The 12,307-nt window shown below is 59.4% G+C and carries 8 protein-coding genes and 2 pseudogenes; 3 read left to right on the top strand and 7 right to left on the bottom strand.

Annotation, left to right across the window (positions count from 1 at the left end):
• Window positions 1–96 precede the first annotated feature (96 nt).
• A pseudogene (locus GRS80_RS14065) lies at window positions 97–323 on the bottom strand (transposase); the annotation flags it as partial.
• Window positions 324–689: 366 nt separating this feature from the next.
• On the opposite strand from GRS80_RS14065, the gene GRS80_RS14060 reads away from it, so the two are divergent.
• Window positions 690–3,776, top strand: a complete 3,087-nt coding sequence (locus GRS80_RS14060) for a UvrD-helicase domain-containing protein (protein WP_160048112.1) — start codon at window positions 690–692, stop codon at window positions 3,774–3,776.
• 112 nt (window positions 3,777–3,888) lie between these two features.
• Here the strand turns inward: GRS80_RS14060 and GRS80_RS14055 are convergent, their stop codons facing one another.
• A complete protein-coding gene (locus tag GRS80_RS14055) occupies window positions 3,889–4,719 on the bottom strand; it encodes a CBS domain-containing protein (protein ID WP_160048111.1) in 831 nt (276 codons plus the stop codon).
• 115 nt (window positions 4,720–4,834) lie between these two features.
• Between GRS80_RS14055 and GRS80_RS14050 the strand changes: the two genes are divergently transcribed.
• Both GRS80_RS14050 and GRS80_RS14045 read left to right on the top strand, forming a co-directional pair.
• Complete coding sequence (locus tag GRS80_RS14050; RefSeq protein ID WP_160048110.1) at window positions 4,835–5,188, top strand: hypothetical protein; 354 nt, start codon at window positions 4,835–4,837, stop codon at window positions 5,186–5,188.
• A 140-nt stretch (window positions 5,189–5,328) separates the two neighbouring features.
• Entirely contained in the window at window positions 5,329–6,324 is a 996-nt protein-coding gene (locus GRS80_RS14045; protein WP_160048109.1) for an HNH endonuclease, read from the top strand.
• Window positions 6,325–6,933: 609 nt separating this feature from the next.
• Here GRS80_RS14045 and GRS80_RS14040 read toward each other — a convergent pair.
• The 5 genes and pseudogenes from GRS80_RS14040 to GRS80_RS14015 all read right to left on the bottom strand — a co-directional run.
• On the bottom strand, window positions 6,934–7,896 hold the full coding sequence (locus GRS80_RS14040) for an HNH endonuclease (RefSeq protein ID WP_235019751.1): 963 nt from the start codon (window positions 7,894–7,896) through the stop codon (window positions 6,934–6,936).
• Window positions 7,897–8,120: 224 nt separating this feature from the next.
• Window positions 8,121–8,987 carry an OB-fold nucleic acid binding domain-containing protein gene (locus GRS80_RS14035; RefSeq protein WP_160048108.1) on the bottom strand — a complete coding sequence of 289 codons (867 nt, stop codon included), beginning with the start codon at window positions 8,985–8,987 and terminating at the stop codon, window positions 8,121–8,123.
• 941 nt (window positions 8,988–9,928) lie between these two features.
• Window positions 9,929–11,188, bottom strand: coding sequence for an RNA-guided endonuclease TnpB family protein (locus GRS80_RS14025; RefSeq protein ID WP_160048107.1), 1,260 nt, complete (start codon window positions 11,186–11,188; stop codon window positions 9,929–9,931).
• A gap of 93 nt (window positions 11,189–11,281) precedes the next feature.
• Complete coding sequence (locus GRS80_RS14020; protein WP_343161588.1) at window positions 11,282–11,788, bottom strand: hypothetical protein; 507 nt, start codon at window positions 11,786–11,788, stop codon at window positions 11,282–11,284.
• A pseudogene (locus GRS80_RS14015) lies at window positions 11,785–12,213 on the bottom strand (ArsR family transcriptional regulator); the annotation flags it as partial. The gene GRS80_RS14020 and the pseudogene GRS80_RS14015, both read right to left, overlap by 4 nt.
• Between the last annotated feature and the right edge of the window lie 94 nt (window positions 12,214–12,307).

The raw sequence follows: 12,307 nt of genomic DNA, 5'->3' as shown, positions 1-12,307 counted from the left end.
AGATTTTCACGAAGTTGACCGATCAGCTGAGTTTCGCAGGCTCCTGGATCGAAAATCACCTCGACGGATTCATCCAGAAGTTGCGTTAATCACTATTGCGAGAAGGAGCCGAATCGTCGATTCGTCGGCTGATTTCGCTGGGATCACGTATCGCTCGCCGGTGCCGCGATCGACGATCGTGAACACCGGCGGTTTGTCCTGGTCGTACTCTTGACCGTCAGGTCAGAACGGCAGCGAGGGCAAGTAACACCGTTACACCAGCGAACCTGCTGTAACAGGTCCGCTGCGACCGATTCCGACCCAAACACATCGAGCGGAATCATGCCTAACGGACACCGCTGACGCGGTGTCCTTGCTCTCTTCGATTTCCGAGCGACAGTTGAGCAGTACCAACAATCTCCTACAGAAGAGCGACTACGAATAAATCCCTCGTCCCGATGGTTCCCGACCAGCGGTTCCGCATCATCGAGACGAGAGGGTCATTCACCCACCGCTACTCGAAGTACTCGTCGTTGCGCCCGTATCTGATGGGCTGTCCCTCTGCCGAACGATGACGCCGAGAGCGACATAGAAGACCAGGTGTGGCCGCGCCGACTCCGCCAAACAGTTCGCCCGCTCAGCGTTCGGGCACGGCGACGTATCTGGCTGCCGAAAGATAGAGATCGCTAGCGGAACATCTGCAGGACGGTATGGTCTGGAAGGGCGTCGAGGCGAAACTCGACGACGAACGCCACGGGCTTCTCTGGCGACTGTTGCCGTCGTGGGCCCACGAGCGACTCGGTGGCTCCGTCGCCGAACGCCGCGAACGCCACGAACGTCGACGAGCGGCGGTCGAGGCCGAATTCGATGCCGTGGTCAGCAGTGTCGAGTCCCTGGCCTGCCGCACGACGATCGCCAGTCGATCGACAGACGCCGGAATCCAGTCACTCGATGTCGAGCGCGAACGCGATGCGGTGGCAGCCGAACTCGAGCGTGCCCGTCACGAACTGAACGGTTTTCTCACGTCTCGCCCGGCCGACGACGGCGACTACGTGGCACGAGACTATCTGTCCGTGGACGAACTCCACGAACTCGCCACTCTCGATCGACATCTCCACCGGTCTCGGACGTTTCTCGATGCGAAGTCCGCGTACGATTCGTGGATCGCCGATTTTGCGCCAGCCTACGAGGCCTTTCGCGCGGACACGCAGCCACTTCTCGAATACCAAACCTACCTCGACCGCGTCACGCGACGGGAAATCGACTCCCGCCTCGCAACTCTCTCGGCCGACGTCGAGGCGTTCACCGCGGAACACGACGCGAGCGTCCTCCCGGAGTCGGACCGCGAGCGCCTCGCATCCATTCGGGAGACGCTTCGCCAGGTTGAAGCGCACCTCGAGGGATACAACGAGCGGTTCGTCGACCGACAGTGCCGCGAGTACGACGCGTTGTTCTCGGACATCGACGACGCCGGCAACGACCTGAACCGCGAGCAGCGGGTGGCGATCGTCCGCGACGACGTGTGCAACCAGGTCGTCGCCGCCGCCGGGACCGGGAAGACGCTCGCGCTCGTCTACCGCGTCGCCTACCTTGTCGCCGAGGGCACCCCGCCACATCGCATCGTCGCCCTCACGTACACCCGCGAGGCCGCTCGCGAGATGGAACAGCGACTGGAAGCCGAGTTCGGGATCACCGACGCCGACGTCCGCACGATTCACTCGTTCGCCTACGAAATCGCACGCGAGGCCGCCGGGGACCACCTGGACGTCGCCGATCGCCAGGACCTCTACAACGTCGTCGACACCGTTCTCCGCGAGGAACTCGACACGAACAGCACGTTCGACGAGCACTACACGCGATTTCTGTTCCACTACGACCACACCGATCCGGGCGAGACGGCGTTCGACTCCAAAGCGGAGTACGTCGCCGCTCGGCGCGACGAGACGTACACGACGCTGTGCGGCGAAGATGTAGAGTCTCGGGCGGAGCGCGTCATCGCGGATTTCCTGTTCACGCACCGCGTCGACTACCAGTACGAGTCGATCGCCGCGTGGGCCGACTCGGATCCGCAGAAGGGCGAGTACCGGCCCGACTTTTACCTTCCCGAGTACGACCTTTACATCGAACACTGGGGGATCGACGAAGCCGGCACAGTCGCCCCGTGGTTCACCTGGTCGACCGACGAGTACCGCGAGAAACTCGCCTGGGCCCGCGACCAGTTCCACGCGACGTGCGACTACGACCTGATCGAGACCTACGAGTTCGAACACGACGCCGGGCTACTCGAACGGGGCCTCGAGTACCGATTGCTCGAGGCCGGTGTCGACCTCGATCCGATGAGCTTCGAGGAGTTCGTCGACGAGACCGTCGCGTACAACGAGCGTGAACGCGATATCAAGGAATCGCTCGTCTCGTTCGTCCAGAACGCCAAAACCTTCGGGCTCGATCCCGAGGACATCCGCCGGCGACTCACGCGCCGGAAGCCGCGCCAGTACCACTTCGGTCGCTGCGGCGCGATCGTGCTCGAGCGGTACAACGCTCACCTCTCCGAGAGCGGGCTGGTGGATTTCGACGACATGATCCACGAGGCGATCGACGCCGTCGATGCGAATCCGGAGGCGTTCCGCGAGCAGTTCGATCACCTGCTCGTCGACGAATTCCAGGACGTTTCCGCCGACCAGATCGAACTCATCGAGCGCCTCGTCGGGTCGAACGGCGACGTCCACCTCTTTTGCGTGGGCGACGACTGGCAGAGCATCTACTCGTTCCAAGGGGCGGAGGTCGAGTATTTCGTCGAATTTGACGAGCACGTCATGCCGGCGACCCGGACGCGTCTCGTGAAGAACTACCGGTGTCCGGAACCGGTCCTCGAGGCAGGCAATGCGCTGATCGGTGAGAATCCATCCCAGATCGACAAGCAGGTCGTCGCCGAATCCGGCCGTGACACGGAGCCCCAACTGCACGTGTTGGACGGGTACACACAGGAGGCGTACGAACGCCGGGTCGGTCAGTACACTGCCGACCTCGTCGAGGAGGCGATCGCTTCCGGGCACGAACCCGGCGACGTGATGGTCCTGTGCCGGTACGACGCCGGCGCGCCGTTCACGGATCGCATCAAGGCGGAACTCGAGCGGCGGGACATCCCGTACGACGGGAAGGGCGACGAGACGTACCGCCCCGATTCGATGTCCGGCCGGTTCGACCGCGAGTTCGATCCGGACGCCGGCGCCTCCGTCTTCTCTGTTCACCAGGCGAAGGGGCGACAGGCCGGCTGTGTCATTCTCGCCAACGTCGCCACCGGCGCGTACGGATTCCCCGCGGAGAAGCGCGATGATTCGCTGCTCGAGCCCGTCCAACCGATCCGGACGAACACGCGCGCCGAGGAGCGCCGCCTTCTCTACGTCGCACTCACCCGGACCCAGGATCAGCTTCACGTCCTGACGCGTCGCGGCCATCGATCTCCGTTTCTCGACAAGATTAGCGAGTACGTCGACGAGCGATCGGTGGTCGCTGCACTCCATCCAGAAGACGAACAGGACGAACTGACGACGATGACTGCGAAAGTAAAACTGCTCTGGGACGACCTCCACGACACGCAGCACCAAGCCGGCGTCCTCGAGGATAGATCCGGGACGATCCGATTCGTCTCGTGGGCAAACGAGGACCCGCCGATGGTCGACGAAGGCGCGTGGTACCCCCTCGAGAACGTCGAGATCGGAACGTTCGACGACGAACCCCAGGTGACGATCCGCTCGGACACGACCGTCACGCGGCTGTACACCGAAGATGGTGCCTGATGAACAGGGACAGCGCGGTCGGCGGTGATAGTGGACTGCAGTCCATGTTCTTCGCAGCGTTGTCGTCTGCGTGATTTTCGTATCGACGCGGACTCCCCGCTGCTCTCTTCGGTCAGACCGGTGATTCGCTCGTCGTTCCTGGATCGTACCCCGCGTTTTGGAGGTTCGTAAGGACGTCGTGGATAGTTTCGAGGGTGGTATAGAGGTTTTCCGTCGTGCGGCCACTGCTGAGGAACTCGTTGCTCTCCGTGTTTTCGACGAGCAGGTTGGCGTGGGCGACGTCGTTGCGGAGGTCGGTGATTTCGTGCAAAGCGGTGTCTGCCGCGCCTTTCGTCGTAAAGCCGCAGGTCTGCCAGCAGGCTTCGACGCTGGTCACGACGGTTGCGAGCGTCGAAAACTGCGCATAGTGAATCTCGTCCAGAGCGACGTTAGCAGCTTGCGCATCCGCGTGCCGGTCTTCGATGGCTTCGAGTTCGTCTCGAGTGATCGGGGTGTCCTTCCAGTCCGGCGCTTCGCTGAGGATGAGTTCGCGGAGATGTTCTTCGAGGTACGTGATCCGGTCGAAGAGGTAGATGCGTGCGGGAGCGGTGTTGAGATCGGCGCGGGTGAGGATGCCGCTGACGTTGTTGTGGCCACCGAGGAAGTAGAAGGGGGTTTCGATGAGTGCGGAGAGAACAGTGGTGAACGCGGCATCCCCGCTAATCAGGTGGTCGATAGTGAGCGGCGTGAGGTGGTCGTTGAGGGCGTCGCCGTTGGTGTCGGTGGTGATGTCATCGATGTGGACGAAGCCGACGGGGTCGTCACCCCGGTAGACCGGGGCGGCGTCGTAGCCGTTCGTGTCGAGCCACGCGGCGGCGTCACTCGGTGGCGTGTCGTGAGGAAGGTGCTCGACGGGTTGTGTGGCGAGTTCTGTGGCTGTACAATCGTAGAGATTGCGGGGCATATCGATCGATTGGAGGGCGAGATAGTCAAACTCCGGGAACGCGTGCGGTAAAGTGGTATGAGAAGTTCCCCTACCACAATACTAATGCATATTGGGAATATATCGTTACACAATTATGCCCAAAGGGCATTTCAGGTCGGCTGAGGCACATATCGAATACGGGGATGCAAGCATCCTCTTCCCCGTTAACGACCTCGATGCGACTGTTCACCAGCGGCGAGAGGCTGAACGTGTACTTGCAGACGTTGACGGATCGGACGTCATCGTCGTCACTCCAACGAGTCTGGCGACCAGTTATTTCCTCACCCAGCATACCCTAACCGCAATTTCTGTCGATAGCCTCGCCAATCCAATACGAGAACAGGTCGACGACGGACTCAACACCTCTATCGAAACGTTTGATCTGATCCAGATCGGGAAGTGGATCAGCGACAGTGCAAACCACTCCCTTGCCGAATACACCACGTAGCCACGGACCCACGGATCGAACGCTTGTACGATCTACGGTCGATGTCGTTTAGTAGAGGTGTCGATCTGCTTTTTCGCTCCCACTGTGTGAATGGTTCTATGATAGTATTTTTTAACAACTAGTCTAGTCACTTGGGGTGAATGGGGAAATATCCAGACGACTGGGACACGAGACGACGCGAGGTCTATCGTCGGGATAATCATACGTGTCAAGATTGTGGTGCACGCGGCGGTCATCGAGGGGACGCCGAACTGCATGCTCACCACAAGGTGCCCGTGTCGAAGGGCGGGTCTCACGAATACTCGAATCTAACTACGCTGTGCCGAGATTGTCACGAACGGGTCCACGGGCATCGCATCCCGGGTGGATCGCGGGAAAACAGGGAGTCAGCGTTCAAGTACGGGATTCATAATATTGGAGACTATCTACCGACCGACGGCGAGACAGGCGACGTAGAGGCTGCTGATCCTGAGGAGTTGAGTCTCTTGGAAATGCGGGTAGCTGCCCTTGCCGTGACAGCGGGAATCTTTGTATTTCTCCTTCCGTTTTGGGGTGGCGTGGTCGCGTCGGAGAGTTTCGTCGTCGGATTCCTTGCCTGGGCGTTCGTGATGCTCATTCTGGGCATTCCGATTGCCTTCGTGGCTCTCGCCGCGGCTGGTGGAGTCTACGCTGCAGCGCTGCTTCTCGTTTATCCATTGGCCCCGATTCTCCCGGACCGGTTCTACAATTTCGCAGACATGGGTTCGAGGAGTCTACCAAATGAGGTCGAAGAGAGAAGGGAAACGCGCTCTCTTATCGCCGGAAGTGCAGTTTTCCTCCTCTTCGTGACGCTCTTCGTGAGAGTCGGCGCGCCGTTTCTTGAGGCAACACTGGTAGCTGGTGTTCTTTCTTTCCCCATATACGTGCTTGCCCGCCTGTACTACCGTTTGGTACGGTTCCCGGAGTCCACTTCTGTGGGGAGGCCGGTCGATAGTGACTGGACCGGAAACGACGAGGAGGAAGAAAATTCCTCGCCGACCACTGGTCCTGCGACTATCAAGTGTGACGTCACCGACGACGCGATAAAGGCACCCGGCGAACAGGCAAATGACCAGCGGGCCGACGAGGAGTCAAGCAGGTGGTGGCCGGTACGATAACCCGCTACTACACACTGCGGCTCTCCGATCCACCTTTACCTCGATACTTCTCGATACGCAGCAGAGTTCCATTGATCTCAGCATCCAGGATTCGTCACAGACTCGATCCTCGGGTTGAGGTACCGCCGACTTGGGTGTTTAATTGAGGGCAAGAATAGCTAGGGGCGGTCATCTCGAGCGGGATTCGCCCCGCAATTTGGGCTCTCGGTGCCCGCTTCGCGAACTTCCGAAATCGTGAGTTCGTACCCGCAGTTGGAACAGTCCATACTCTGCCCTCAGGTTGGCGAACCCCTGTAAACACTTTCTCGTCGCGTCAGGTATCCGTGTGATCGTCGTCTGATATCGTCTTCTCCGGCCGAACGTTGCGCCAGCGTTATGTTGCTGCACGGAGTGGTTTGCTCCGGCGAATCCCATGACGGAGGCGACCCCCATCACGCGACGTGATGAACTCTCGCGCGAAGCGGGCGGCTTCTTTATAAGGAAGTCGACGCCGTCGTGTGACTCCTGAGCGTCACGCAGAATGATGGGCGTTGCAGGATTTGAATCGGGTTCGGCTCAGTTTACCGCTAATCTCCTGAAAAGGTCCTGATTGTCAGACCAGAAGTTTGCTTACCGCGTATCTAACCGAAGTGGTGAGGCACGCTCCCATAGGTAATGGTGTTCAACACAGACCGTTACAAGGTTCTCTAATTGATTAGCTCGCTCAAAGTCGACTTCGCTTTCGGTTTCGCCAAACGTACTGAGAGGCCGGATATGATGAACGTTGAGACCTACCGCAAATTCTTCACGGTGTTCTTTCTGGGTCCTCTCACAACCGGGCGTTTGACAGGTAAAATCGTCGCGTTTGAGAGCCTTCAACCGTTGCTCCCTCCAGTTATCACCGTATCCACACCAGTCATGTCCCGATTGTTCTTTCCATTTATGATTCTTTGGACCAGAAGGGTAGCCGACTGGTTCGTACTCTGCTGCTTGAATAGCAGCCTGCCAACTGTCCCACCGACGGAAATAAGGACGTTGCGAATATTGGCCGTGATCCCTCATTTCTTGGGCAGTCGGCACTTTGTCTAACTCGTCAACAAGCCGATGAAGTTCTTCAAGTAATGCCTCATCGGAGATTCGATGTCGGTGGTGAGGATCGTATCCGGCGGCTTGTAACGCTTTATTCCAACTACCAAAATGGTTCTGAGCGAGTTTAACCGAATACTTTCCTTTCAATCGCATTTCAGAAGCCGTCGGTGGCTTCCCGAGTGCATCTGCTAAGCTGGCTATATCGTCAAGGATCGCTTCTTTGGAAACACGATATTCTTTAATTGGTTCATACCCAACCAACTGGAGCGCGTTTGTCCAGCTGTCAAAATGGTCTTTGTATGTACCTGCTGCGTAGGCCCCCAATTCGTCCATCTCACTGATTGTTGGTGAACGACCCAACTCATCGCCGAGACGTTCAAGTTCGGTCAGTAGCTGTTCGTCTGATATTCTATGACGATGTCCACTAACGTGACCTCCTAATTCATTCTTTGTCTCGAAGCAGTCTCCGCAAATATCGCAGATGAAATCGTCGCCATATGTCATTTTTTACATCTTAGGCGCTCATGCGCCCGCACCCCTCTGGGGGCGGGATAAACCTGCTCGGGATGCGTACCGATTCCCCCGGTTTACCGGATAAATTTTAGATAGGTAAGTGAGGTCGTGGCTGCGCGCGCAGCGAACGCAGAGAGCGAGCACGGAGCGGAGGGTGGGGTGGCGGGGTTCGGGTTGGTCCGGCACACAGCAAAAATGAAGGGGAGACACGTTGGCTACGCTTCCCACCAGCGGCCGCGCTCCGGGAAGTGGATCGTAGTCCACCCGGTGATTGCCAGTGAGACGCGTCCCTGGTACCAGTTTTTCGCTGCCCCGCGAATGCGCACGTGCTCGCCTTCTTCGATCCACGGTGCCTGAGAGGCCTCCCAACTTGTCAGCTTCGTCCTTCCCGTCTCGTCTTCGATCAGCCCGACCTGCTGAATCGCCGGACTCGAGGCGTCCCACAACTCGAGAACACGACCTTCGACGCTGACCTCGCCGCGATTGATCTCCTCGAGTTTCCCGATCGGGACAATCGTCCCTGCTTCGTGAAGCAACTCTTCTTTCGTCTCCATCACGGCCTCGAACAACGCTGTCCCCTCGAGGATGCGACTTGCGATCCGCTTTGCGATGACCGCCTGACTGTAGCCTCCTGTGACGTTGTCGGACAACCGCTGTGCCTGCTGATTGACCTCCGCCAACTGCTCGCGCTCGAGTTTCTCACGGGGATCTACCCGACGTTCTGACTGCCGCTGCTTACGACGCATCGACTCGACCGTCTTTCGAGTTCGTCGTGCTCGTCCGTTCTGCTGACCGAACTCGGCCTGAGCACTGATGCGCTCGAGTTCTTTTTCTCGAGCTCGAATGCGCTCTTCTTGAGCCAGGGTCGCGCCATAGATCCGATCTTCGCTCGTGTCGACGATTCCATCAGGGTGGTTTGCATCGACCTTTGCCTGGATCTCCATCTCGACCGTTGCCCGGAACTCCGGGGTTTCGTCGACGACGTACTCCGCGTCGGAGTCGCGCTCCGCTCGAGCGCCCGCCTGTTCGTATGCCTGCTCATCGACCGAAACGACCTTACTGACTGAATTCTTACTTGACATCGCTGTTTACACCGAAGGCGCTCACCCGGCGTCTTCTTCCGACACCACGACTCTCCAGCCGTGGCTCTCGACGTCGACCGACTCATCCACCATGTGCGCTCTCGCTCGCGCCTTCGTGAGCGCCCCTTGGGGCGCGAGCGAGAGCGCCTCGGGGAGTCATCCAACCAGAACCGCGCGCCGACCCGCCCAGAGCGAGCGGCCAGCTTTAAGCCGTTTCTCGTGTCCGGCCCGGACTGCGGGTCCGTGTCCAGCGCGACGGTCATGAGCACGGCGAGTCGTGGTGTGACTCGCCGCGCGGAGTGGCCTAAAGTGCTGGAACGCGAAAACCCGCGAGGGGCGCAACCGAAAACGCGCTTAATGCTGGCGTCGAGAGCAGATTCATTTCAGCCCGGAACGGCGAGCTTGCTCGCCGCATGCCCGGAATGGTCGGTCGCGAGTGATGCGGAGGGCGGAAGCGGCGAGCGGGGCGTGCCGTAACAAAGAACCTGTTCAACCGGGCTCGACGCGCAGTGACACAGCCGATATCCTGGTGGACTCAGAAAGGGCGAGGTTGTCTCGGTCACCGGGAGACGACGTCTCCCGAGCTCACGGCGCAAAACGCCGTGAACGTCCCCCGACTCCGCAAGCACCGCAGGTACGAGGAGCGCAGCGTGGATCGCGGGATGTCGAGCAACGGGAGAACGAGCTCTCCCGAGCTAACGGCGCTTCGCGCCGTGAACGGCCGAGGGCTTTCGAGACGGTAACGGCCATCGCTGGCGGGCTGATATCGAATTTTGCTCCGCAGTGACCGGTGTGCAGACCCAACGAGGAGCGGCCTACTCGAAAAGATCTTCGACGAAGCGAAAGCCGTTCACGTACGTGAGTAAACTACCCCACCCTACTCCCTCGGCGCTACGCGCCTCGGTCCTATAGGGTGGGGCTTTGATGTAGACTCCCGGCAGTCAGTCCCCGGCAATAGGCCGGTAACTCTCGCCGTTCAACGTCCCACCATTCACACGCACGTCTACTGGTGCGTCTCCGCTCCCCGACGTGGGCGAGGAACGGAGTCTGTGTATCCGCTTTCGAGCGTACCGCGTCCCGATGTTCTTCGCTGCGTTGTAGTCCGCGTTCACCTCGTAGCCGCACTTTTGGCACTCAAAGTGTTCGCCGTAGCGGTTACCGTCGTGCGTGAACCCACAGTCCGTTCGAGAACAACGTTGGGACGTGTGGTTCGGCTCGACTTGTTCCACGGAGATACCCTTCTCCGGGGCTTTGTAGGAGACGTACTCGAACAAGCGTCGGAACGCCCATATGTGGTGCCACTTCGCCTGTGGAAGTCGCTCTCGAATATCGGTCAAGTCCTCGAACACGATTACGTCGCAGTCGTGTTCGACGGTCTCCGTGACGACTTCATTAGCGACCGTGTGGATGTACTGTTTCCGCCATGCTTTTTCGCGTTTGCCGAGGCGAAGCAGGGCGTTGTGAGCGGCTTGCGTCCCTCGCTGTTGCATCTCGCCACGTCGCTTCTCGAACTCGCGACACCAGTGGTCGTAGTCGTCTCCGTGCCAAAAGCACCCGGTGGAGGAGACGGCGAGACTGTTAACGCCGAGGTCGATACCGAGCACTGTTTGGTGCTCAGTATCTGCCGAAACCTCTCCGTCCCCACCGTCGTCTCCTTTAGAGTCGTACTTCCTCGTGGTGATGTGGAAGTAGAACTCGTCGTCCACGGCGTCGTACTGGAGCGTGCTTGCACGGAACTCAAACTCCTCTGATAGCACGTACCGTTCGTATGGTGTGGGGCTGTCCGAGGGGAGTTCAAAGTCACACTCGACACGTCCGTTGACAGTCGAGAGCGAGACTTTGCTCCGATAGAACGTGGCGCTCCGCTTGTCGTAGAGCATACTCCACGACGTGAACTCCGGTTGGCTCACTCGTTTTGCTTGTTTCCACCGTTCGACGCATCCTTTGACGGCTTGGACAGCGCGTCGAATGGCTTCCTGAACGAGGTTCGCGGTGAGGTCGGTTTCGTCTCGGAGGTCCTCATAGAGCGCATTCCGTGCCGTCGTATTTGCTGTGACACACTCAGTGTACGAGCGGTCGGACCAGCAGAACTCGGCGGCACGGTTGGCGCAGTGAAGGAACTGCCGGGCGGATTCGTGGAGGTCGTCGCGGCGCTCGTCGGGGACGACGAGTTTGACGGACGCGGTTCGCCGGACCTCCATGTTTCAGATTTAACTTCGACGGTTCTTAAGCATTCGGAGTCAAGTGGTCGCAGTGTGGCATTTTTGTCTTACTATGTCGGTTCCCTCTCAGGCCTACTCGCTCACTCCGTTCGCTCCTTGAGGCCGGAAGCTCCACCTCGAAAATGCTGAATCGCCGTAGCCCTCACTGGCGAAGACATTCTCAGCCCCTTCTCCAGCGAGGGTATCCGTCGTGTAGATGTAAGCGTGGTCAGCGGTCTCGTCGACGAACGCTTGAGCGGCGACCCCTGCCAGCGCTGGATCCGCACGTTCGATCTCGTCGGCAGGGCGGTCATCAGCGTTCGCGATGTATCGCTGCACACCGTCCATCGTCCGAGAGACTAGTGCGTTCGTGTATCCCAACGGGGCTGCGACTCGGGCCCACCCTTCGTCGATTGCCGTGTCGACCGGCGGTGTCTCGACGTCGGGCGCGTTGACGGTCAGTTCGTCGTAGACACGTTCCGGGAGGACGAACGTCATGTCGTTCCGGCGTGCAAACGTTCGGACGACCTGATACCGACGGTTCGACGGTTGCCCCATCGCGACGAACAGACCGGTATCAGCGATATGGATGGCGCTCACGCGTCGTCGCCGGCAACGTCTCGATCGACACCCTCGATATCCGCGACCGACGCGCCTGCCCCCTCGATATCGAAGTGCTCGTGGACAATGGGCCGAAGCGCTTGGAGGATGATCTCGGCCGCGAGCGGGGAGATATCGAGATCACGGGCCATCAGCTGGTGGGTGACCTTCCCTTGCTCCCGGTCGACGGTATAGGTGAGTGCCGTCGCGAGGCCCGCGATTCCGTGCCGATCGATGTATGTATCGATGTCATCGTCGGTCGTGCGGCGCCCGACGGCATCGATGAGAACTGGCGTGATCGTGTATTCTCGGGTCCCCTCGGCAGCTGTGATGGTCAGGTCGATGTCACGAGCGACATACGTCCGTGGTTGGTCGTCAGTCGTCGCCTCGAGGACGCCAGCGTCAACCAGCCGGTTGACGTAGGTGGTATGTGTTTAGCCCGATCTGATTTCGGTACTGTCTCGTAGGAAGCGTTCAACGGACGCGATATGAACAGGCAGCAGACATCGGATACGGCTC

Source organism: Natrialba sp. INN-245 (genome assembly GCF_009807105.1).
Lineage (GTDB): Archaea > Halobacteriota > Halobacteria > Halobacteriales > Natrialbaceae > Natrarchaeobius > Natrarchaeobius swarupiae.
The sequence above is the reverse complement of the archived record's forward strand: the minus strand, read 5'-3'. Positions and strand labels throughout refer to the sequence as shown.